Source organism: Burkholderia sp. THE68, assembly GCF_009938265.1.
GTDB lineage: Bacteria > Pseudomonadota > Gammaproteobacteria > Burkholderiales > Burkholderiaceae > Caballeronia.
In genome coordinates, this window is sequence record NZ_AP022319.1 from 1,155,644 (window position 1) to 1,177,664 (window position 22,021).

A 22,021-nucleotide genomic window follows, 5' to 3' on the forward strand; every position below is an offset into this window, starting at 1 on the left:
CAGGGACATGAAGAAAGAAACCGTATTCGATCTGATCGGCGTCGGCTTTGGGCCGTCCAATCTGTCGCTGGCCGTGCGGCTCGCGGAAGAGAGCGGCGCGTTAAACCGCAAGCATTGCTACATCGAGCGGCAGCCGGAGTTCGGCTGGCATCGCGACATGTTGCTCGACGATTGCCGCATGCAGATTTCCTTCCTGAAGGACCTCGTCACGCAACGCGATCCGACGAGCCGCTTCACGTTCATCAACTATCTGTTCGAGCGCGGCCGCCTGAACGAATTCGTGAACCTGAAGAACTTCTATCCGACGCGCGTGGAGTTTCACGATTATCTGAGCTGGGTCGCGCAGGCATTCGATGATCGCGTGCACTACGGACAGAGCGTCACGGCCATCGAGCCGGTGTTCGAGGCGAATGGCGACGTGAGCGCACTGCGCGTCGTGTCGCAGGATCAGGACGGCCGCGAATGGCGTCGCGTGACGGGCGCGCTGTCGGTCGGCGTCGGCGGCACGGCGCGCGTGCCGGAGCCGTTCGCATCGCTCGGGCCGCACAACGTGATTCATTCATCGGCGTATCTCAGCTCGATCGAGCGCGTTGCGGGCGACGATCGCAACGGCAAAAAGCGCATCGCGGTGATCGGCGCGGGACAGAGCGCGGCCGAAGTGTTCACCGATCTCACGCGCCGGTTCCCGCACGTCGACGCAACGCTCGTGATTCGCGCGAGCGCGCTCAAGCCCGCCGACGACACGCCCTTCGTCAACGAGATTTTCAGCCCCGAGTTCACGGATGTCGTGTATTCGCAGTCGGAAGACGGACGTCGCTCGTTGATCGAGCGTTTCCGCGATACCAACTACGCGGTCGTCGATCGTCCGTTGATCGAGCAGATCTACGAAATGCTCTATCTGCAAAAGGTTTCCGATGACACGCGCCATCGTCTGCTGGCGAACACGGGCATCGAGAACACCGCGCGGCGCGCGAACGGCGAGATCGAGTTGACGATGCGCGACATGCTCACCGGCCACGCGCACGCGGAGCGCTTCGATGCACTCGTGCTCGCCACAGGATATCGGCGCGACACGCATCTCGCGCTGCTCGACGGCCTCGCGCCGCATCTCGACGACGCGCTCGCGCAAGGCAGCGTGGGCCGCGATTACCGGCTCGTCACGCCTGCGAATTTCAAGCCGCGAATCTATCTGCAAGGGTGCTGCGAGGAGAGTCATGGCCTCTCCGACACGCTGCTTTCCGTGCTCGCGGTGCGTTCGGACGAGATTGCCGCGTCGCTCGCGGATGCCGGACAGGACAACGCCGCGACGCAAGCGGCGGCTACGAAGCAAACCGGGGTGAGCGGCGGCCGCGTGGCCGTGGCTCTTTGACAAAGTAGCGGCGAACAGGAAGCCGCATTGCGATGGAGAAAAGAAGAATGATGTTGGCAAGGGGGACGCGCCGGAACGCGATCGCCGTGGCGGCAAGCGCGGCGTTTGGCGTGGCGGCGATGAATCACGCTCACGCACAGGAGCAGCAACAACAGCAAGAGCAGGCGCAGGACGTCGCGCAGCAGACGAGCACGCTGCCAGCGGTGCGCGTGAACGCATCGGCGGACAGCGACGGCACGGTCGGCCTCGTCGCGCGCAAGAGCCGCACCGGCACGAAGACCGATACGCCCATCGACGAGATTCCGCAGACGATCAATGTCGTCACGTCGACGCAGATCGAGGAAACCGGCGCGACGACCATCAACGAAGCCTTGCGCTACGTGCCGGGATTTTCGTCGTATGGCTCGGATGTTCGTTCGGATTGGTACTCGGCATTGCGCGGCTTCACGCCGACGGTGTTCGTCGATGGACTGCAGGTGCCCAATACGCTGAACTTGTCGAGCTGGCGCGTCGATCCGTACATGATCGACAGCATCACGATCCTGCGCGGCCCCACCTCGGTGCTGTACGGTCAGGGCGATCCGGGCGCGATCGTCGATGTGCAGAGCAAGCTCGCCGATGGCGGGCGCTATCGCGAAGCGGGCGTGCAGATCGGCAACTACGCGCGCAAGCAGGTGATGTTCGATATCGGCGACAAGATCGACAAGGACGGCACGCTGTCGTATCGCGTGCTCGCCGTGGGACGCGACGGCAATTCGATGACCGGTCCGCATGCGGAGCAGCGTTTCGCGATTGCGCCATCGGTGCGCTGGCAGCCGAGCGCGAATACGTCGTTGACGATCGCGGCGAGCTATCTGCAGGATTGGGGCGATGCATCGAACAATTTCCTGCCCGCGCAGGGCACGGTGCTGCCGAATCCGAACGGAAAGATTTCGCCTGATTTGTACACGGGAGATCCGACCTATTCGTACTATCGCAAGAAGGAATGGTCGATCGGCTACCAGTTCGAGCACAAGTTCAACGACATCTGGACGTTCCGGCAGAACACCCGCTGGATGCATCTGTCGCTCGACAACGGCGCAGTGTGGGGCGGCGGTCTCGATCCGAGCGATCCGACTGAACAGACGCTCGCGCGTTACGCGGGCCTCTTTCAACCGAACTACAGCCGTTTCGATATCGACAATCAGGCACAGGCGCGCTTCGGCACGGGACCGCTCGAACATACCGTGCTGCTCGGCTTCGAGTACAACCGTCAGAACTCGACCGATAGCGAATGGCTCGCGCAGGCGCCGAGCCTGAACATGTACAACCCGGTCTATACGCCGGTATCGACTGCGATCTTCAGCGGCCCTGATTCATTTGGCCAGACCAACACGCGCACGACGCTCGATTCGTTCGGCCTCTATGCGCAGGATCAGGTCAAGTGGAACCGCTGGATGCTGACCGTGGGCGCGCGCGAGGACTGGAGCAACACGAAGCAGGACGACATCGTCGGCGGAACGCAACTGAAGCAGGACGACAGCGCGTTCACGGGACGTGTCGGCCTGACGTATCTCGGCGATTACGGCTTGTCGCCGTACATCAGCTATTCGACTTCGTTCAATCCGGTCATCGGCGTGAAGATGGCCGATGGCGGGCTGGCCGCGCCGACCAAGGGCAAGCAGATCGAAGCGGGTCTGCGCTGGCAGCCGCCGGGCAAGAACCTGATGCTCGGCGCTGCGGTGTATCAGATCAATCAGAAGAACGTCCTGACGCCCGATCCGAACGATCCGACCGGCACGTTCTCCGTGCAGACGGGCGAAGTGCGTTCGCGCGGCATCGAGCTTTCCGCGGTGGGCAACGTGACGCGCAATCTGTCGGTGATCGCGGCTTACGTCTATCAGGATGTGAAGAACATCAGCGCGAACGATGTGACGCTCGGCAAGTGGCCAGTGTCAATTCCGCTGCCGCGTCAGATGGCGTCGTTGTGGGCTGACTGGACGTGGCATTCGGGACCGCTCGATGGCCTTGGCTTCGGCGCGGGCATTCGCTATCAAAGCGGACTCGCGGGCGCGGCGGACAACTCGCTCTATATCCCGAGCTACACGGTGTACGACGCCGCCGTTCATTACGACACGCAGCATTGGCGTTTCGCGGTGAACGCGTCGAACATTTTCAATCGCACGTTCGTGAGCGGTTGCCAGTCGGATTCGGCCTGTTTCTATGGCAATCCGCGCACGGTGATCGCGAGCGCCCGTTATAACTGGTGATGATCGCTGGCGGCGCCGGCGTGATCGGTGCCGCCATTTTTTCCAGCAGGATTCAATGTCGAAGATAAAACTGGTCTACATCATGTCCTTGCGCAACGCGGCTGCGGATCGCGCGGGACAGCACGTCGAGTACAAGGGCGGCACGCGCTACATGAAGTCGCCGCTGGAATATCTCGTCGAGCAGCTCAACGCTTCGCCGTTGGGCGATCTGTATTCGCTCGAAGGCGTGATCTATGACGATGACGAAGGCTCGCCGCGCGATCGCGAGAAGCTCGCGGGATATGGCTTTCGTTACGCGCCCGGTGGGCAGTGGATTCATCCGCCGGAACTCGCCGTGCAGGGCGTGCCGGTGACGAGTCTGCTGTATGCGATTCCGTCGGCTTATCGGCGTTTGCCGATGGATGCGGTTGTTGAGCGCGCGGCGCAGAAGAGTGCGTTCGAGAAGCGTCTGCTCGATAAGCTGCATTCGCTCGATGCGGATTTCGTCGTGCTTGATGGGTTGCTTGTGATTCTCGATGAACTGGTTCGGCCGGGGGCGGAGTTTTGTCGGCGCATTGCGAATATTCATCCGGGCGTTACGCGGCTCGGGTCGCCGTTTGAGCGGCGCGGGGCTTATGCGACGCTCGATGCGCTCTATGGCGCGCGGGGGGAGCGCGTGGTGGATTGGAGCACGATGCGTGTGGAGCCCGCTCCCGTGATCGACAGGACTGGTGCTTCGTTTCATTACGTCGATAACGGGATTGATTCGGGTGAAGTGATTTTTGATGTGCTCGGCACGAGTATCGATCCCGTCGATAACATTCTTGAATTGCGCTGGAATAACTTTCAGCGGAGTTTGTTTCCTGCGCTTGAAGGGGGGCTTTTGGCTATGGCTGAAGTTCTTGCTAGGGACGTTGTTTAGGGCGGATTTTTTTCGCTGGATCCCGTTTTCGCGTCGGTTTATTAGTGTTGCCCCTGTGCGGGGCGGCAGTTACTTTCTTTGCTGCTGCAAAGAAAGTAACCAAAGAAAGCAGCTCGAGCCGCCCGCGGTCACACGCAATTTGAGTGTTCTTCTCGTCGATCGTGGCGTCTGTAGCGAGTGCCCTCATAGGCCTCATCGGGCTTGGACCGCGCACGGTCTGACAAGCCATTCGTTTTAGCGCGCTGGTTCAGCACGAAAGAGTTCCGACACAGCGCTACGCGCTGCCGTTGGGTACGCAAGGGAAACCGACGGAAAAAAGGGCAACGTAGAAGTACTCGCAGACCCGATGTACCCATCGGCCGCGAAGCGGGCCGTAGCTATTTGGTGCTGAACCAGTCTGCGCTGTAGAGCGATGTGACAGACCGTGCGCGGTCCAAGCCCGGGATGGCCTATGAGGGCACTCGCTACTGCTGTGCCAGGACGGATCGCCTGTGCCGGGGCCGGCGTGAAGTACTTTGGATGGGGAAAGCTGCTTTCTTTGGTTACTTTCTTTGCAGCAGCAAAGAAAGTGACCCCCGCCCCGGGGAGGGGTAGTGCCAATAGACCGACACGAAATCAGGATTCCATAGAAGCCGAAGCCGCAGCCGACCAACATCAACGCAAAACCGCAACCTTGCCGGAGACATCCACGATGAACATACGTTTCGACCCAGAAGTAGCCGCGACCGCAACCGATCGCACATTGACGACATGCCGCACCGACGCGTTGCTAGAGGCGCTATGCGACATCTACACCAACGAACCCGAGCGCCGCACGGCAACGATCGCACTTCCTCCCGCGCAAAACGCAGAAGCTTTCATAGCACAAGCGCGAAACGAGAACCTGATCGACAAGGCAGAAACCCGCGACGATCGCGTATTCCTGACGACATCGCGACAAACATTCTGGCAACTCCCACGCCCGTGGCTCAAATCGCCCGCATCGAGCGAGACCTTGCTCAGCTACACGCAAACCGGCGACGTCACGCATCCGATGAGACCAACCAACGCCGAAGGCACCATCTACGAGCGCCACTTCCCGCAACTCGACATGACCTTCAGCCTCCGCACCGCCGACCCCGACGCGGACTCGGAAGTCTTCAGCGAATGGATGAATCTCGACCGAGTCGCCTACTTCTGGGATCAACGCGGCACGCGCGCCGAACACGCCGCGTATCTGAAGGAACGTCGCGAAGACCCGCACATGCACCCGATGATCGGCTACTTCGACGACAAGCCATTCGGTTATTTCGAGTTCTACTGGGCGAAGGAAGACCGCCTCGGCCCGTTCTACGATGCAGGCGATTTCGACCGCGGCCTGCACCTCCTGATCGGCGATGCGCAATTTCAAAGCGCGGGCAAGCTCAAGGCATGGTGGAGCGGCGTGCTCCATTACATGTTCATCGATGATCCGCGCACCGAACGGCTCGTCGGCGAACCACGCGTCGATCATGTGCGGCATATCGCGTACATGCATCGCATGGGGTTTCATACGCTGAAGGAATTCGACTTCCCGCACAAACGCGCCGCGCTCGTCGTGATCGAACGCGATAAGTTCTTCAACGACTTTCGCTTCTGAGGCCTGGACGACGCGACGCATCGCGTCGGAATGATTGAAGGCTCTTATACTGTCGGGCACCGCGCCGCCCAGGGCGGCACCGACCATAACCTTCAGTCAGACCCCCATGCCCCTCATCAATTACATCACGCAGATTCAATTCGATTTCGGCGCGGTGCGCCTGCTTGCAAGCGAATGCGAACGCATCGGCATTCGCCGTCCGCTGATCGTGACCGATGCCGGCATCCGCGCGGCAGGCCTGCTCGACAGGGTGCTCGACGTGCTCGGTGCTTCATCGCCGGTGCCGGTGTTCGACGGCACGCCGCCCAACCCGAACGAAGCCGCGGTGCGCGAAGCCGTCGCGATGTACAAGGAGAACGCATGCGATGGCGTGATCGCGGCCGGCGGCGGCTCGTCGATCGATCTCGCGAAGGGCGTGGCGGTCTGCGCGACGCACGATGGTCCGCTGCAAAGCTTCGCCGTCATCGAAGGCGGTCTCGCGCGCATCACCGCGAAGACCGCGCCGGTCATCGCCATTCCGACGACCGCGGGCACGGGCAGCGAAGTCGGGCGCGGCGCGATCCTGATCCTCGACGATGGCCGCAAGGTCGGCGTGATCTCGCCGCATGTCGTGCCGAAAGTCGCCATCTGCGATCCGGAACTGACGCTCGGCCTGCCGCCGATGCTCACCGCCGCGACCGGTATGGACGCCATCGCGCATTGCCTCGAAACGTTCATGGCGCCCGTGTTCAATGCGCCCGCCGACGGCATCGCGCTCGACGGACTGTGGCGCGCGTGGCGTCACATCGAGCGTGCGACGCGCGACGGCGCGGACCGCGTCGCGCGCTGGAACATGATGAGCGCTTCGATGCAGGGCGCGCTCGCGTTCCAGAAAGGCCTCGGCTGCGTGCACAGCCTGAGTCACTCGCTCGGCGGCATCAATCCGAGGCTGCATCACGGCACGCTCAACGCGATCTTCCTGCCAACGGTCATCGCCTTCAACAGCAGTGCGCCGTCGATGCAGGAAGAGGGCAAGCTCGACCGCATCGCGCAGGCGATGGGCCTGAAAGCCGGCGGCGAAGTCGGCGAAGCGGTGCGCGCGATGACGGCCGCGCTCGGCCTGCCGCGCGGACTCGCGGAACTCGGCGTGACGCGTGAACTGTATCCGCGCATCATCGCGGGCGCGCTGAAGGATCACAGTCACAAGACGAATCCGCGCGAGGCGTCGAGCGCGGATTACGAGGCCATGCTCGACGCATCGATGTGACAAAGAGGGGCGGAACGCAGGGACAGGAGCGGCGGCCGATTTGCGGCATTGCAACAGAACCCTTACGGGAAAACCCTTAAGTCTGTTACAATGTCGCAAAGATTGAGGAACAGATCATGCGCCGCCGTTACGAAGTGCTCGAAAAAGCCGCCTTTGCCTTGCTCACGTTGTCCGCCGTCATGGACGCGAGCTACATCACCTGGGAAAAGCACCCGAACTTCCGCGAAAACGTCACGGAAATCGTCAAGATGAGTGCGGATCTGTCGATGGCGAACCCGGGTGTCGGCGAAACGCCCCTGGTTCCGATGGCGTTCAATTAAGCTTCGATTCCCCTTCCGGCGCGACGCTCGTCGCGCCCTCTGCTTCAAGCCACATACAGGTTATTCGGCGCGCCGTCGCACGACGCGCGCCGGCTGCTTTATGCTGGCGGCTTCCCCTGCCGTCGCCGCCCAGCATGTCCACCGTTCTTCATTCCGACGCCGCTTTCGGCGACCAGCTCCGCAGTTTCGCCCGCGCGATCGGGCAGATCGTGCTTCAGCGCAACGCCGCGACCGGCGCGCTGCTGTTTCTCGCCGTCCTGTGCGCGAGCCCGCGCCTCGCGTGCGGGCTTTTGATCGGCACGCTGACGGGCAATGTCATCAGCGTGATCATCGAAGACAGCGACGCGCCCGCGTTTCGCGACGATCTCTACGGCTTCAACGGCGCACTCGCGGCGCTCGCTGCGTTCACCTTCATCGGCGATGTGTCGCAGGCCGCGGCTGTCGCGATCGTCGCGGCGATGCTCGCCACCTTCCTCGCCAACAAGCTCTCGCACGTTCTCTCCCGCCACCGGTTGCCGATCTTTTCCAGTCCGGCCATCATCGTGACCTGGTGCTGGCTGCCGCTTTTTGCCGAGCGCGGCGATACGGGCGCGATTCCGCAAGTCGCCGCCGGCGTCATCCCGATGCTGCAGGCCGCGTTCGCGGGTCTCGCGCCGATCACCTTCGCGACCGGCGCGCTCGCGGGCGGTCTGATCGCGGCGGGATTGTTCGCGTCGCGGCCGTCGCAGGCGGGCTGGGCGCTCGCGGGCAGCGCGCTCGGCGCGATGCTGCACGGGCTCGGCGGCGCGAGCGATGCCGTCGTGCTGTCCGGCGCGTGCGGTTTCAACGCGGCGCTTGCGGCGCTCGCGTCCGCGCCGCTCGGCAGGCGCTACGCGCTCGTCGCGATCGTGGCGGCCGTGCTGATCGAGCGCGTCATCGACTGCCTCGGCATCGCCGCGCTGACCGCGCCGTTCGTGCTGGCGTCGTGGGCGGTGATCGCGCTGCGCTCGCGTCTGTCAGGCACATCGAAAGAAGGAGATTCACATGTCGTTCACCCACACGCCTGAGCGCAGGATCGCGGAAAGCGGGCCGCGCTCGGCGGCCGAAACCGCCACGCGCGTGGATCTCGCCGCCGCCTACCGGCTCGTCGCGCTCAACGGCTGGGACGATGTCGTCTACACGCATATTTCCGCGAGCGTGCCGGATGAGCCGGGCCGCTTTCTCATCAATCCGTTCGGGCTTTCGTTCGACGAAGTCACGGCGTCCAATCTCGTCAAGATCGATATCGACGGCAACGTGATCGGCGAGAGCGCGCATCCGGTGAACGCGACGGGCTTCGCGCTGCACGGCGCGGTGCACGCCGCGCGCCAGGATGCCGTTTGCGTGATGCATCTGCATGTGCGCGAGGCGATCGCCGTTTCGACGCAGCCGCCCGGACTGCTGCCCGCCTCGCAGCACGCGATGCGCTTTCACGGCCATCTCGCGTATCACGACTATGAAGGCCTGGCGTTTTCGCCGGCCGAAGGCGAGCGGCTCGTCGCCAGTCTCGGCGCGCATCGCGCGATGCTCCTGCGCAATCACGGGCCGCTCACGCTCGGGCGCACCATCGCCGAGGCTTATGTGCTGATGGATATGCTCGTCAAGGCATGCGATATTCAGCTTCGCGCGCTCGCGGGCGTGGGCAAGATGATCGTGCCGACGCCGGAAGTCGTCGCGCGCACCGCGGCGCAACTGCATGACGACGACGCCATCGAAGGCGCGCTCGAATGGCCTGCGCTATTGCGCAAGCTCGAGCGCATCGATGCGTCGTATCGCGACTGATTCAGACTGTCAGACTAACAGGGAGATCAAACGGAATGCCGACATTCAACATTCAACTGTTCGAAGGCCGCACGGTGGAAGAGAAGCGCAAGTTCGTCGAGGCGATCACGCGCACGACGTGCGAGACGCTCGGCTGCGAGCCGGGCTCGGTGGACATCATTCTGACCGACGTGAAGCGCGAGAACTGGGCGACCGCGGGCAAGCTCTGGTCGGAGCAGTGAAGTTGCGCGCACATACGGCGCGATGCCGTATGTGCGCGATTTGCGCGCCTAACGTTACGCCGAAGCCTTCACGGCGAGACGGAACTTGTGCAGCAACGGTTCCGTATAACCGCTAGGCTGCGTGCGTCCTTCGAACACGAGCGCGCACGCGGCCTTGAAGGCGAACGAGCTGTCGAACGCGGGCGCCATCGGGCGATAGGTCGGATCGGCTTCGTTCTGTTTGTCGACGACCGCGGCCATGCGTTCGAGCGTCTCACGCACCTGCTCTTCCGTGACGATGCCGTGACGCATCCAGTTCGCGATGTGCTGGCTCGAAATGCGCAGCGTGGCGCGGTCTTCCATCAGGCCGACATCGTGAATGTCCGGCACCTTCGAACAGCCGACGCCCGCATCGACCCAGCGCACGACATAGCCGAGAATGCCCTGCGCATTGTTCTCGATCTCGTTCTTGATGTCCTCTTCCGACCACGCCGGCTTATCGACGACGGGAATCGTCAGCAGGCCATCGAGCAACTCGTTCTTCTGGCCGTCGTAGTCGATGCTTTCGAGTTCCTGCTGAACCTGCTGCACGTCGACCATGTGATAGTGCAGCGCGTGCAGCGTGGCCGCCGTGGGCGAGGGCACCCATGCGGTGTTCGCGCCGGCCTTCGGATGCGCGATCTTCTGCTCCAGCATGGCGTGCATCAGGTCGGGCATCGCCCACATGCCCTTGCCGATCTGCGCGCGCCCGCGCAAGCCCGTGTTCAGCCCGACCAGAACGTTGTTGCGCTCATACGAACTGATCCACTTCGACGACTTCATGTCGCCCTTGCGCATCATCGGGCCGGCTTCCATGGACGAATGCATCTCGTCGCCGGTGCGGTCCAGGAAGCCCGTGTTGATGAACGCGACGCGCGCGCCCGCCGCCGCGATGCAGGCCTTGAGGTTGACGCTCGTGCGGCGTTCCTCGTCCATGATGCCCATCTTGATGGTGTGACGCGGCAGGCCGAGCAGGTCTTCGACGCGTGAGAACAGTTCGTCCGCGAACGCCACTTCGGCGGGGCCGTGCATCTTCGGCTTTACGATGTAGATGGAACCCGTGCGCGAGTTCATCCTGTTCTTGAGATCGTGCATCGAGCCGAGCGTGGTCATCACCGCGTCGAGGATGCCTTCCGGAATCTCCTTGCCGTCGCGGTCGAGCACGGCGGGGTTCGTCATCAGATGGCCGACGTTGCGGATGAACAGGAGCGAACGTCCGTGCAGCTTGATGGTCGAGCCGTCGGGCGCGGTATATTCGCGATCCGGGTTCATGGCGCGCGTGAAGGTCTTGCCGTTTTTCGTGACCTGTTCCGCGAGATGGCCTTGCATCAGGCCGAGCCAGTTGCGATAGAGCTGCGTCTTGTCGGCGGCATCGACGGCCGCGACCGAATCCTCGCAGTCGATGATCGTGCTCACCGCCGCTTCCATCAGCACGTCCTTCACGTGCGCGGCATCGGTCTTGCCGATGGAATGATTCGCGTCGAACTGGATCTCGAAGTGCAGGTCGTTGTGCTTGAGCAGCACGGCGGACGGTTCTTTCGCGTCGCCCTGATAGCCCGCGAACTGTTCGCCGTTCTCGAGGCCGCTCTTGCTGCCGTTCTTCAGCGTGACCGTGAGCTGGCCTTGCTCGATGCTGTACTTCGTCGCGTCGGCGTGCGAGCCGTGCGCGAGCGGCGCGTGGTCGTCGAGGAAAGCACGCGCGTACGCGATCACCTTCGCGCCGCGCTTGGGGTTGAACTGCGCGGTGCGCTCGGCGCCGTCCGTTTCGTCGATGGCGTCGGTGCCGTAGAGCGCGTCGTAGAGGCTGCCCCAGCGCGCGTTGGCGGCGTTGAGCGCATAGCGCAGATTCGAGAGCGGCACGACGAGCTGCGGGCCGGCCTGCTCGGCGATTTCGCGATCGACATTGGCGGTGCTCGCCTGCACGTGCGCGGGCGCGGGCACGATATAGCCGATCTCCTCGAGAAACTTGCGATAGCCGCGCAGATCGCGCACCGGGCCGGGATTGCTGCGATGCCAGTTGTCGAGTTCGGTCTGGAGGCGGTCGCGCTCGGCGAGCAACGCGCGGTTTTTCGGGGCGAGATCATGCACGATGGCATCGAATCCCTTCCAGAAGGACGCACTGTCGATGCCCGTGCCGGGGATGGCTTCTTCATCGACGAACTTCGCGAGACTCGCGTCGACCTGCAGGCCGTGTTGTTTGATCATGTCGTTCATGGGCACTCCGGCTGAATTTGCTGCTGCACAGGGTTTTGGGGTGGGCTGGGCCCTATGGTAGCGCGTCTTGGGGGAGGATCGAAGCGTGGGCGGGGTGCAAGGGGCGTGCCTGAAGCGGGAGACGGCAGCGTGCGGAGGGTGATGCCGGTCAAAGGGGCGAGGAGGTTTCGTCGTTCAGCGTTGCGATCAACGTTTGGATTTGTTGGCCGAAGGCGGGAAGAATATCAACGATCGTTTTCCAAACGATTTCTGGCTCCACCTGGTGGTAGCCGTGCGCGAGAACGTTGCGCATTTCATAAGCGGAAGAGAAGTCGACGTCTGAATGCGCTGCCGCGAACTCGGGATAATGCCTGCCAATATTTCTACTGGCTTCCCCCACGATTTCGAAGTTGCGGATGACAACGTCCTGGACCAGTTCGTTGTTCAGAAAGGCCGATCGATCAAACCCCGCTGTATAACGCTCAATGCGTTCAATCGCTGTACAGATGTGTCCGAGGTAGTCGGCAAGAACCAGTGCGTCGCGACTCATACCGGAACGGCGCCTCCAAGAATCGCGTCTCGCCTGCGATCGGGAATCGCGCCCGAAGTGAGCACATCAACCGGAACTCCAAGCAGGGTTCGCAGCTTGTGCCGAATGGCGCCGAGATCAAAAAGCGTCGTTTCCGGTGTTGGATCGATGAGCAAATCCAGATCACTGTCTTCAGTATCTTCTCCGCGGGCGACGGAACCGAAAACACGCACATTCGCCGCGTGGTGCGCTTCGATGATGCGACGAATCTCGTCGCGATGGGCTTCCAGTGCGATCGACGGTTTCATGATTCTTTGAATGATTGATCCGCTTGCCGAGTCGACGGTTATCCGGTGACCGTCAACTCAGAAGAAAATTATACGTGCAGTCTAGTATAGCGGCTCCGCCCAGGCCTCGAAGACGCGCGTCCATGCCGTCCCCAAGCAGCGAAATTCCAACTGCTTACAATCTGCCGACCCTCGTCGCTATGGAACAGGCTTCATCGAGGCAGCCGGTTCGATTAAAACAATTCGGAATACCTGCCAGGAATGGCGCTAGAGCTCCAATTGCCGCACAAGCCACCCAGCGACGATTCGCTTTTGACTGACACGAAGTCGATCCACTGACCCGTCGCTCAATGCAGCGTCGACGCGTTCGCCCCGCAGCAGTGTTTGTACTTGCGTTCGCTGCCGCAGGGGCACGGCTCATTCCGGCCGATCTTATCTACCTTCAGTCGCGCGGATTGTGGCGCGTCTTCAGTCGCTCGCGCTCGGCGATGGGGTTCGAAAAAGCGGTAGATGTGGGGTAGGCCCGCGATCATCATCTGTATCACGTTTTCCCGGTCTTCGAGCCCGGCGGGGTTGGTGCGTGACTCGGGGTCCGGGTCATGCTCATGGCAAAGCATCAGTATAGGAACCAACGCACCGGCATAGTCGTCGTCGTCGAACAGCTCGTGCCAGCTTCCGTGCCGCATCTCTACACCGCTCATGAAGCCAAAGGCCCATTCGTTGGCAAGGGCCGCGCCGCTTGCGTCCAGTGACAGCACCGGGAAATAAACTGCTTCTTCGTCGTGCAGGGTTTGCCGGAGGTCGTCCGCGATCGTGTTCCAGTGACGGATCAGCAGACCGAGGACCTGTTCGCCTTCCTTGGTGGTCGTGAAGGGGGCGTTATTTCCCAGTACCGCAGGCAGCCATTCGCTCGGCATGATCAATTGAGGGCTGCAAATCAGCGCAGCGAAAAAGCCGTCGAGCATTTCGAGGGTCATCGCCTCATCGCCAATCGAGTCGAGAAAGTCGTCCAGCCGATCGAGTTCGCGCTCGGTCAGCGGTTCTGTAGGCAGGGCTTTCAAGTAGTTCTCTCTGTCGGGGAAAATGCGCTCCACTGCATTATACGAATCCATAGCATCGAGCCCGGCTTGCGCGCCTGTGACGAAGACACGAAAGACCGGGCCCGACCCTGCGACTACGCCTTCAGCAAATCCTCGATCATCACCGGCAGTTTGCGCACCCGCACCCCCGTCGCGTGATACACCGCGCCGGTGATCGCCGCCGCGATTCCCGCCAGCCCGATCTCCGCGATCCCGCGCGCGCCGAGTTCGTTGAAGACCGTATCGGGGTAGTCGAGGAACGTGACGTCCATCTTCGGCGTATCGGCATTGGTCGCGACGACATAGTCCGCCAGACTGCTATTGACGGGCGCGCCGCTGCGTTCGTCGTAGACCGTATGCTCGAACAGCGCCATGCCGACGCCCATCACCACCGCGCCTTCGATCTGATTGCGGCCAGCCCGCGGATTGAGGATCTTGCCCGCATCGATCACGGTCACGACGCGGCTCACGCGCAGGCGCGCGGTCGCGGGTTCCCACGTCACTTCGGCGAAGTGCGCGCCGAACGAATGGATCGACCACTTCTTCTTCAGCGGATCGTCGAAGCCGCCTTTCGCGCTGCCGCTGCCCGATGCCGCATGCAGCTTCGCGGCCTCGAGGATGCGCGCGAACGGCACGCCGCTCTCGGGCCGCTCGTTCTTGCGATGCACATGGCCGCCGCTCAGCGCGAGTTCCTCTGCCCTCGCGCCCGCGAAAGGCAGTCCCTCCGTCTTGGCGGCGCGCGCGAGCAGCGTCTTGATGGCCTCGCGCACCGCATCCGATACCGCCGGAATCACCGATGCCGTCGCCGCCGATCCACCCGACACTGGCCCGAGCGGCAACGATGTATCGCCCAGGCCGACTTCGATCCTGTCGAGCGGAATACCCGTATGCTCCGCGACGATCTGGGCGAGGATCGTGTACGTGCCCGTGCCGATATCCTGCGTGCCGCACGCGACACGCGCGGTGCCGTCCGCGCGCAGATCGACGGTGGCGTCCGCCGAGAAGCGCAAGCCTGGCCAGCTGCACGCGCCGACGCCCCAGCCGAGTACGAGGCCATCGCGCTTCATCGAGCCGATTTCGGGCGTGCGCTTCGACCAGCCGAATTTCTCCGCGCCGGTCTTCAGGCACTCGACGAAATGCCGCGAGGAAAACGGCAAGCCGCTGCTTTCATCGACTTTCGGCTCGTTGCGCAGGCGCAGTTCGACCGGGTCCATCTTCAACGCGATAGCCAGCTCGTCCATCGCCGATTCGAGCGCGAACAGGCCGGGCACCGCGCCAGGTCCGCGCATCGACGTGGGTGAGCCGACATTGCGCTTCACCGTGCCGCCCGTCACGCGAAGATTGGGCGTGCTGTACATCGACGGCGTGGCTTCGCCGCAGTCTTCCGTGTAATCGTCGTCGATGGCCTCGTGATTCACGAAGTCATGCTGCAACGACACGAGCTTGCCGTCCTGCGTCGCGGCGAGCCGCACGCGCTGCTGCGTGGTCGGCCTGTGCCCGACGTTCTGGAACATCATCTTGCGCGAGAGCACGAGCTTCACGGGCCGCTCGAGTTGCCGCGTCGCAGCCGCGGCGAGCAGCGAATGCGGCCACATCCAGAGCTTGCCGCCGAAGCCCGAACCGAGATAGCGCGAGATCACGCGCACTTTCTCCTTGGGCAGGCCCATCATCTGCATCAGCGTGCCCTGATGATTGGCCACAGCCTGACTCGTTTCGTAGAACGTATAACTTTCGCCGTTCCAGTGCGCGATGGTCGCGTGCAGCTCGATCGGGTTATGCGTTTCGACCGGCGTCACGTAATTCTCGTCGATCTTCACGGGCGCGTCGTCGAAGGCCTTGTCGGGGTCGCCGCGTTCGCTGTGCACGTCGAGCTTTTTGCCGGCGTCGAGCGTCGCGCTCACGTCGTGCGGTGTCCTGTCGTAACCGACCTTGACCGCGGCCGCCGCGGCGCTCGCCGCTTCGAACGTATCCGCCACGACGAGCGCGACGTACTGCCCGTAATAGCGAATGACGTCGTCGTCGAAGGGCGGGCGGTTCTCGTCGACGAAACCGGTGTCGATCGAGTTGCCGGAGATGCGATAGAAGCGGCCGATATTGCCGCGATGAAGAATCAGCTTCACGCCGCGCATCGCTTCTGCCGCGGCGAATTCGAGCGACGTGATCCTGCCGCTCGCAATGGTGGCGCCGACAGGCACGGCGTACAGCATGCCGGGCAGGTCGACGTCGGTGGTATAAGTCGCGCGGCCGCAGACCTTCAGCGGTCCGTCGATGCGCGACTGGGGCCGTCCAATGAAGGACTGCGTGATGTCGGGCGCGGTGGACATGTTCGGTTCCTCGGTCGGGTTCAGGATGCGGATGTGGCCATCTTCAGCGCATGCACGATGCAGCGCGTGGACAGCTCGACCTTGAAGCCGTTCTCGCTTTGCGGCTTCGCATCGGCGAGCGCGGCATCGGCGGCGCGCTTGAACGTGGCGTCATCGGGCGCTGCGTTCAGCAGTTCCTGTTCCGCCTCGCGCGATCGCCACGGCTTCGTGCCGACGCCGCCCAGACCCACGCGCGCGTGCGCGATGCGCCCATCCTCCACGCCGATCACGACGCCCGCCGACGCCAGCGCGAACTCATACGACGCGCGATCGCGCAGCTTCAGATAGAACGAGCGCGCGCCTTCGACCATCGGCGGCAGGGTCACGTGCGTGACGAGATCGCCCGCATCGAGCACGTTCTCGCGATCGGGCGTCGTGCCCGGCAGCAGGAAGAATTCGTCGATCGGAACCGCGCGCTTGCCGCCCGTGCCTTCGATGTGAACCGTCGCTTCGAGCGCCTGCAGCGCGACGCACATGTCCGACGGGTTGCTCGCGATGCACGATTCGCTCGTGCCGAGAATCGCCATCATGCGATTGAAGCCCTGAATCGCCGAGCAGCCGCTGCCCGGCTCGCGCTTGTTGCACGGCGATGTCGTATCGCGGAAATACACGCAACGGGTGCGTTGCAGGATATTGCCGCCGGTCGTCGCCATGTTGCGCAACTGCACGGACGCGCCCGCAAGCACCGCCTGCGACAACACCGCATAACGATCGCGGATCAGCGGATGATGCGCGAGGTCCGAGTTGCGCGAGGTCGCGCCGATCCGCACGCCGCCATCGTTCGTGGCCTCGATCTTGTCGAGCGGCAGACGGCTGATGTCGACCACGCGCATCGGCCGCTCGACGTTGAGCTTCATCAGATCGAGCAGTGTCGTGCCACCCGCGAGAAAGCGCACTTCCGCGCCTTGCTGCGCGGTGTGCGCGAGCGCGCCGGCAGTGATCGCGTCGCGCATGTCGCGCGCGCGGGAGAGCTGAAACATGTCCATGTCGCGCTCCTTATTTTGCCGTTGGCTTGGTCGCGCGCACCGACTGGATCGCCGCGACGATGTTCTGATAAGCGCCGCAACGGCACAGGTTGCCGCTCATCGCTTCGCGCACGTCGTCGTCGCTCGGTCCGATGGGTTCATCGAGCAGCGCCACCGCCGACATCAACTGGCCGGCCGTGCAGTAGCCGCACTGATAGCCGTCGCATTCGACGAACGCGGCCTGCAGCGGATGCATCGCTTCGACTTCGCCGATGCTTTCTATCGTCGCGATGGTGTCGCCGTCGCAGGCGGCCGCGAAACAGAGACACGAGTTCACGCGGCGGCCGTTCACATGAACGGTGCATGCGCCGCACTGGCCGTGATCGCAGCCTTTCTTCGTGCCGGTGAGATGAAGATGCTCGCGCAATGCATCTAATAGCGTCGTGCGCGGATCGAGCGAAAGCGTCTCGCTGCGGCCATTGACGGTCATCGTGAAGGTGACGGTCGCGTCAGCCTGCGCGAGCGTCGGTGCAAGCGTCTTGTTGGGGGTATCGGCGTGCGTGGTTTTCGATTGGGGGATGTGACGTTGTGGCATCGAGCAATCTCCTTGAATAGTGCAGCACGCTGCTGCACTGATGCGGCAAAGCGGCAGAACGTGAGAGAGGCGAAGATGCGGCGAAGTGTCGGGCGCCGATGGCGCGGGGAAGGGCGGCGGGAAAGGGTCTGCGCGGGCGCGCGCAGGACCTTCGGGCGCCGGCGAAGCGGCGAAAGACGACACTCAGCCAGTATAGGCACGCGTCGCGAAACTTTCTCGATCGAAAGCTGGCGCGGGCGGCGGCGATGCAGCGGGCGCACGAAGCATGCCCGCCGGGGCGTCGGGGTGCTTCAGTGCGTGAGCACGGCGCGCGCGAACAAGGAAAGCAGGAACACGCCGACCGTCGTGAAGGCGACGAGGGCCACGAGGATCAGGATCAGGCGCAGGATCATCTGCATCGTGTCGTTCCAAAAAAATGGCCGCTTGCGCGGCCGGAAGGAGGGGTGGATCGGTCAGCCTTCAGACTAGGCGCGCTTTCTTAAATCAGACTTAAGCGCGCCGACTGTCCATGCGTTCCGTGCGGGCCGGCCCATTCTCCTTCCTTTCCGGATCCGATGCAGCACTCTTACCGCAGCGCTTCGCTATAACGGTCGCGCAGCGGGAGGAGCGTCAGAAGCGCGACCGCGCTGCCGAAGATCACGTAATAGCAGATCGAGAGCGGATCGCCCGTGGTCATCGTGAGCCATTGCACGATGGCCGGCGCAAAGCCGCCGAAGATCATCACCGCGACGTTGTAGCTCACCGAGATGCCCGTCGAGCGCACGCTCGAAGGCAGCAGTTCGGAGATGAACGCGGGGTAGCAGCCCTGAAAGATGCCGAGATATGTCATCAGCAGCGCCTGACAGACGATCAGCATCGGCAGACTGGGATGCGCGGTGAGCACCGCGAAGATCGGATACGCCGTGACCAGCGACAGCGCGAGCGCGGTCCCCATCAGCTTCTTGCGGCCGATGCGGTCCGACAGGCGGCCGAAGATCGGGCAGCACACCAGATACACGAGCGCGCCGATCGTCGAGCTGATGAGGCCGTCGGTGAGCGCCATGTGCAGCACGCGCGTTGCGTGCGTCGGCAGATACAGCAGGAAGATGTACGTGCCGATGGTGCCGAACACCGTCAGGCCGAAGCCCGCGAGCACGGGCATCCAGTGCTTCGTGGCGGTGTCGCGGATCGGGCGCGTGGTCAGTTCGTTCTTCTGCGCCTTGTCGACGAACACGGGCGATTCGTCGAGCTTCGAGCGCAGATACAGGCCGACCGGCACGATCAGCAGACCGATCACGAACGGAATGCGCCAGCCCCAGCTATTCAGATGCTCGGGGCTCAGCGTGCGCGTGAGCACCGCGCCGAAGAACGAACCCGCGAGACTCGCCGCGGCCTGCGCGACCATCTGGAAGCTGCCGAAGTAGCCGCGCTTGTTGGCGGGCGCGTATTCGACGAGAAACGCCGTCGCGCAGCCTACTTCGCCGCCCGCCGAGAAGCCCTGGATCAGACGCCCGAGCAGCATCAGCAACGGCGCGGCGACGCCGATCGCGGCATAGGTCGGCGCGAACGCGATGATCGCGATGCCGACCGCCATCAGCGAGATGGTCAGCGTGAGCGCCGACTTGCGGCCGACGCGATCCGCAACCGCGCCGAGCACGATGCCGCCGAGCGGGCGCGTCAGAAAGCCGACGCCGAAGGTGGCCCAGGTCGCGAGCAGTGAGATGGTGGGATTCGTTGCGGGGAAGTACAGCTTGGCGATGATGACGGCGAAGAAGCCGTAGACCATGAAGTCGAACCATTCGAGCGCGTTGCCGATGGTCGATACGACGATGGCTCGTCGGCCAGACATGTTGATCGCGGCATTCTGTTCGGCCGCGTGGGCTGCGGGTAGTACGGTGCTCATCGAATGCACTCCGTGGCGTGGGGCGATTGATCAGGTGCGACGACATCCGCTATTTTTTGTCGGCTCGCCGGGCTGAGCGCGCGAGCCGCTGCAACACGCAAACATTACGCCGAGTTGAAATAAGAAAATATAGAATTTCTGAACTGACACTCAAGCAAACCTGATCGAACGATCGGGGTTGTCCCCTAGGCTCGATGAGCAACATTCGCTTTTTGCGCACCTTCATCGCCGTCGCGCGATACGGCTCGTTTGCGGCGGCCGCCGAGAAAGTCGCGCTCACGCAGGCTGCGGTGAGCATGCAGATGCAGTCGCTCGAAGACGATCTGAAACGGCCGCTCTTCGATCGCGTCGGCCGCACCAACCGGCTGACGAGCATCGGCAAGCAGGTCTTGCCGCAGGCGGAGCGCATCGTCGCGCTGTACGACAGCATGCGTCTCACCGGACTCGACGACGAGATCGCCGGCTCGGTCTCTATCGGCGCGGTCGATTCGGCGATGGGCGCGCTCGCGTCCGTCGTCACCGAATTGAAAGGTCAGTATCCACGGCTCGATGTGCGGCTTTTCACCGGCAAGGCGCTCGCGCTCGCGCCGCAAGTGGAGGCGGGCGAGATCGATGCCGCCGTGATCGTGGAGATGTCCGGCAAGACGCCCGCGAGCCTTAACTGGACGCCGCTTTATTCGGAGCCGCTCGTCGCGATCGGAACGCCGGCCAGCGCGCCCGCGAGCGCCGCCGACTTGCTCGCGAGCCGGCCGTTTCTGCGTTTCGATCGCGCGCAGCGCACCGGTGCGCTGATCGATCGCGCGCTCAAGCACAACCGTCTCGCGGTGAACGAGTTTCTCGAACTGAATTCGCTGGAAGTGATCGTCGAACTGGTGCGCCAGGATGCGGGCGTGTCCGTCGTGCCGCTGCTCGAATATGGCTCGTGGGCGAGCGATCCCGCATTGCGCGTGCTGCCGCTCGCGAAGAACACGCCGCGCCGCGTCGTCGGCATGCTGGAGCGCAAGATCCACGACCGCCACGCGGTGATGAGCGTCGTGCAGGAGCGCATTCGCTTGCGTTCGCGCGGGGCGTTGCCGAAGCAGGAAAGCTAAAGCTTTCCTTAAGTCACGGACAAGAAATATCAGCTTTCGCTGTTATTTCCCGCCATCGACAATGCTTCGGTCACTCAATCACACACGAGGAAAGCATGTCGATCATTCCCGAGATCGCCCAGTCGCGCGACGAGATTCAAGCCATTCGCCGCGATATCCACGCGCATCCCGAACTCTGTTACGAAGAAGCGCGCACGGCGGAGCTGGTCGCGCAAAAGCTCGAGAGCTGGGATATCGAAGTAACGCGCGGGCTCGGCAAGACGGGCGTCGTCGGTGTCTTGAAGAAGGGCACGGGCAAGCGCGCGATCGGCCTGCGCGCCGATATGGACGCGCTGCCCATCCCCGAATCGAACACGTTCGCGCATGCGTCGCGCCACGAGAACAAGATGCATGCGTGCGGCCACGACGGCCACACCGCGATGCTCCTCGGCGCCGCGCAATATCTCGCGAAGCACCGCGATTTCGACGGCACGGTGGTGTTCATCTTTCAGCCTGCCGAGGAAGGCGGCGGCGGCGCGAAGGCGATGATCGACGACGGGCTTTTCGAGCGCTTTCCCGTCGATGCCGTGTTCGCGCTGCACAACTGGCCGGGCATGGCGGCGGGCGAATTCGGCGCGCGCGTCGGAGCGACGCAGGCATCGAGCAACGAGTTCGAGATTCGCATCGAAGGCGTGGGCTCGCATGCGGCGATTCCGCACGACGGCGTCGATCCCGTGTTCACCGCGCTGCAGATCGGCACGGGTTTGCAGAGCATCGTGACGCGCAACAAGCGGCCCATCGACGCGGCAGTGCTCTCGATCACGCGGATGCAGGCGGGCCACGCGGTCAACGCGATCCCGACCACCGCGACGCTCGCGGGCACCGTGCGCACGTTTTCCGTCGAGGTGCTCGATCTGATCGAGACGCGCATGAAGGAAATCGTTGCGGCGACGGCGGCGGCGTATCGGTGCAAGGCCGAGGTGAGCTTCATACGCAACTATCCGCCGACGGTGAACACGGAAGCCGAAACGCATTTCGCGCTGGGCGTGATGCGCGAGGTGGCTGGAGCTGCGCGTGTCAACACCAACATTGATCCGACGATGGGCGCGGAGGACTTCTCGTTCATGCTGCTGGAGCGGCCCGGTTGCTATGGGTACATCGGCAATGGAGTCGGCGCGCATCGCGAGCAGGGTCATGGGCTCGGACCGTGCACGCTGCACAACAGCAGCTACGACTTCAACGATGACGTGCTCACGCTCGGCTCGACTTATTGGGTACGGCTCGTCGAAAAATTTCTCGCGCGCGCTTGAGGAGGC

At 63.2% G+C, this 22,021-nt stretch carries 19 protein-coding genes; 11 read left to right on the plus strand and 8 right to left on the minus strand.

Features of this window, described 5'->3' with window-relative positions:
* Positions 1–7 precede the first annotated feature (7 nt).
* The 9 genes from BTHE68_RS33735 to BTHE68_RS33775 all read left to right on the plus strand — a co-directional run bounded on the left by BTHE68_RS33735 (position 8) and on the right by BTHE68_RS33775 (position 9,724).
* Entirely contained in the window at positions 8–1,369 is a 1,362-nt protein-coding gene (locus BTHE68_RS33735) for a lysine N(6)-hydroxylase/L-ornithine N(5)-oxygenase family protein (RefSeq protein ID WP_162070592.1), read from the plus strand.
* Between the two features lie 47 nt (positions 1,370–1,416).
* Positions 1,417–3,618 carry a TonB-dependent siderophore receptor gene (locus BTHE68_RS33740; protein WP_162070593.1) on the plus strand — a complete coding sequence of 734 codons (2,202 nt, stop codon included), beginning with the start codon at positions 1,417–1,419 and terminating at the stop codon, positions 3,616–3,618.
* A gap of 55 nt (positions 3,619–3,673) precedes the next feature.
* A complete protein-coding gene (locus tag BTHE68_RS33745; RefSeq protein ID WP_162070594.1) occupies positions 3,674–4,519 on the plus strand; it encodes a formyl transferase in 846 nt (281 codons plus the stop codon).
* Between the two features lie 691 nt (positions 4,520–5,210).
* Entirely contained in the window at positions 5,211–6,137 is a 927-nt protein-coding gene (locus tag BTHE68_RS33750) for a GNAT family N-acetyltransferase (RefSeq protein ID WP_162070971.1), read from the plus strand.
* 106 nt (positions 6,138–6,243) lie between these two features.
* Positions 6,244–7,383 (plus strand): 4-hydroxybutyrate dehydrogenase, encoded by a 1,140-nt coding sequence (gbd, locus tag BTHE68_RS33755; RefSeq protein WP_162070595.1) that lies wholly within the window; start codon positions 6,244–6,246, stop codon positions 7,381–7,383.
* A 116-nt stretch (positions 7,384–7,499) separates the two neighbouring features.
* The gene (locus tag BTHE68_RS33760; RefSeq protein ID WP_162070596.1) at positions 7,500–7,703 is read left to right on the plus strand and encodes a hypothetical protein; all 204 of its coding nucleotides are present in this window, start codon (positions 7,500–7,502) and stop codon (positions 7,701–7,703) included.
* 134 nt (positions 7,704–7,837) lie between these two features.
* A complete protein-coding gene (locus BTHE68_RS33765) occupies positions 7,838–8,749 on the plus strand; it encodes an urea transporter (protein WP_162070597.1) in 912 nt (303 codons plus the stop codon).
* A complete protein-coding gene (locus BTHE68_RS33770; RefSeq protein WP_162070598.1) occupies positions 8,727–9,503 on the plus strand; it encodes a class II aldolase/adducin family protein in 777 nt (258 codons plus the stop codon). Before BTHE68_RS33765 ends, BTHE68_RS33770 begins: the two co-directional genes overlap by 23 nt.
* A gap of 35 nt (positions 9,504–9,538) precedes the next feature.
* A complete protein-coding gene (locus tag BTHE68_RS33775; RefSeq protein WP_008347661.1) occupies positions 9,539–9,724 on the plus strand; it encodes a 4-oxalocrotonate tautomerase in 186 nt (61 codons plus the stop codon).
* A gap of 54 nt (positions 9,725–9,778) precedes the next feature.
* Here BTHE68_RS33775 and BTHE68_RS33780 read toward each other — a convergent pair whose 3' ends face one another.
* From BTHE68_RS33780 to BTHE68_RS33815, 8 genes are all read right to left on the minus strand, one after another.
* Positions 9,779–11,956 (minus strand): malate synthase G, encoded by a 2,178-nt coding sequence (locus BTHE68_RS33780; RefSeq protein ID WP_162070599.1) that lies wholly within the window; start codon positions 11,954–11,956, stop codon positions 9,779–9,781.
* 148 nt (positions 11,957–12,104) lie between these two features.
* Positions 12,105–12,485, minus strand: coding sequence for a HepT-like ribonuclease domain-containing protein (locus tag BTHE68_RS33785; RefSeq protein WP_162070600.1), 381 nt, complete (start codon positions 12,483–12,485; stop codon positions 12,105–12,107).
* Complete coding sequence (locus tag BTHE68_RS33790) at positions 12,482–12,772, minus strand: nucleotidyltransferase family protein (RefSeq protein ID WP_162070601.1); 291 nt, start codon at positions 12,770–12,772, stop codon at positions 12,482–12,484. The genes BTHE68_RS33785 and BTHE68_RS33790 overlap by 4 nt, the downstream gene beginning before the upstream one ends.
* Positions 12,773–13,098: 326 nt before the next feature.
* A complete protein-coding gene (locus BTHE68_RS33795) occupies positions 13,099–13,812 on the minus strand; it encodes a YecA/YgfB family protein (RefSeq protein ID WP_225936435.1) in 714 nt (237 codons plus the stop codon).
* Between the two features lie 113 nt (positions 13,813–13,925).
* On the minus strand, positions 13,926–16,154 hold the full coding sequence (locus tag BTHE68_RS33800) for a xanthine dehydrogenase family protein molybdopterin-binding subunit (protein ID WP_162070603.1): 2,229 nt from the start codon (positions 16,152–16,154) through the stop codon (positions 13,926–13,928).
* A gap of 20 nt (positions 16,155–16,174) precedes the next feature.
* Positions 16,175–17,179, minus strand: coding sequence for an FAD binding domain-containing protein (locus BTHE68_RS33805; protein ID WP_162070604.1), 1,005 nt, complete (start codon positions 17,177–17,179; stop codon positions 16,175–16,177).
* A 10-nt stretch (positions 17,180–17,189) separates the two neighbouring features.
* The gene (locus BTHE68_RS33810; protein WP_162070605.1) at positions 17,190–17,753 is read right to left on the minus strand and encodes a (2Fe-2S)-binding protein; all 564 of its coding nucleotides are present in this window, start codon (positions 17,751–17,753) and stop codon (positions 17,190–17,192) included.
* Positions 17,754–18,318: 565 nt separating this feature from the next.
* Positions 18,319–19,635 (minus strand): MFS transporter, encoded by a 1,317-nt coding sequence (locus BTHE68_RS33815; RefSeq protein WP_162070606.1) that lies wholly within the window; start codon positions 19,633–19,635, stop codon positions 18,319–18,321.
* A gap of 194 nt (positions 19,636–19,829) precedes the next feature.
* Here BTHE68_RS33815 and BTHE68_RS33820 point away from each other — a divergent pair, with 194 nt between their 5' ends.
* Together BTHE68_RS33820 and BTHE68_RS33825 are read left to right on the plus strand one after the other, a co-directional pair.
* Positions 19,830–20,726 (plus strand): LysR substrate-binding domain-containing protein, encoded by an 897-nt coding sequence (locus BTHE68_RS33820; protein WP_162070607.1) that lies wholly within the window; start codon positions 19,830–19,832, stop codon positions 20,724–20,726.
* A 95-nt stretch (positions 20,727–20,821) separates the two neighbouring features.
* Positions 20,822–22,015: a M20 aminoacylase family protein gene (locus BTHE68_RS33825; RefSeq protein ID WP_162070608.1), complete on the plus strand. Its 1,194-nt coding sequence runs from the start codon at positions 20,822–20,824 to the stop codon at positions 22,013–22,015.
* The last annotated feature ends 6 nt before the right edge of the window (positions 22,016–22,021 follow it).

What these genes read in the sequence shown, in the direction of transcription:
- BTHE68_RS33760 (WP_162070596.1), top strand. Translation starts at nt 7,500, where the DNA reads ATGCGCCGCCGTTACGAAGTGCTCGAAAAAGCCGCCTTTGCCTTGCTC.
- BTHE68_RS33815 (WP_162070606.1), bottom strand. Translation starts at nt 19,635, where the DNA reads ATGAGCACCGTACTACCCGCAGCCCACGCGGCCGAACAGAATGCCGCG.
- BTHE68_RS33745 (WP_162070594.1), top strand. Translation starts at nt 3,674, where the DNA reads ATGTCGAAGATAAAACTGGTCTACATCATGTCCTTGCGCAACGCGGCT.
- BTHE68_RS33780 (WP_162070599.1), bottom strand. Translation starts at nt 11,956, where the DNA reads ATGAACGACATGATCAAACAACACGGCCTGCAGGTCGACGCGAGTCTC.
- gbd (WP_162070595.1), top strand. Translation starts at nt 6,244, where the DNA reads ATGCCCCTCATCAATTACATCACGCAGATTCAATTCGATTTCGGCGCG.
- BTHE68_RS33735 (WP_162070592.1), top strand. Translation starts at nt 8, where the DNA reads ATGAAGAAAGAAACCGTATTCGATCTGATCGGCGTCGGCTTTGGGCCG.
- BTHE68_RS33775 (WP_008347661.1), top strand. Translation starts at nt 9,539, where the DNA reads ATGCCGACATTCAACATTCAACTGTTCGAAGGCCGCACGGTGGAAGAG.
- BTHE68_RS33805 (WP_162070604.1), bottom strand. Translation starts at nt 17,179, where the DNA reads ATGGACATGTTTCAGCTCTCCCGCGCGCGCGACATGCGCGACGCGATC.
- BTHE68_RS33790 (WP_162070601.1), bottom strand. Translation starts at nt 12,772, where the DNA reads ATGAAACCGTCGATCGCACTGGAAGCCCATCGCGACGAGATTCGTCGC.
- BTHE68_RS33800 (WP_162070603.1), bottom strand. Translation starts at nt 16,154, where the DNA reads ATGTCCACCGCGCCCGACATCACGCAGTCCTTCATTGGACGGCCCCAG.
- BTHE68_RS33825 (WP_162070608.1), top strand. Translation starts at nt 20,822, where the DNA reads ATGTCGATCATTCCCGAGATCGCCCAGTCGCGCGACGAGATTCAAGCC.
- BTHE68_RS33765 (WP_162070597.1), top strand. Translation starts at nt 7,838, where the DNA reads ATGTCCACCGTTCTTCATTCCGACGCCGCTTTCGGCGACCAGCTCCGC.
- BTHE68_RS33820 (WP_162070607.1), top strand. Translation starts at nt 19,830, where the DNA reads ATGAGCAACATTCGCTTTTTGCGCACCTTCATCGCCGTCGCGCGATAC.
- BTHE68_RS33750 (WP_162070971.1), top strand. Translation starts at nt 5,211, where the DNA reads ATGAACATACGTTTCGACCCAGAAGTAGCCGCGACCGCAACCGATCGC.
- BTHE68_RS33785 (WP_162070600.1), bottom strand. Translation starts at nt 12,485, where the DNA reads ATGAGTCGCGACGCACTGGTTCTTGCCGACTACCTCGGACACATCTGT.
- BTHE68_RS33770 (WP_162070598.1), top strand. Translation starts at nt 8,727, where the DNA reads ATGTCGTTCACCCACACGCCTGAGCGCAGGATCGCGGAAAGCGGGCCG.
- BTHE68_RS33740 (WP_162070593.1), top strand. Translation starts at nt 1,417, where the DNA reads ATGATGTTGGCAAGGGGGACGCGCCGGAACGCGATCGCCGTGGCGGCA.
- BTHE68_RS33810 (WP_162070605.1), bottom strand. Translation starts at nt 17,753, where the DNA reads ATGCCACAACGTCACATCCCCCAATCGAAAACCACGCACGCCGATACC.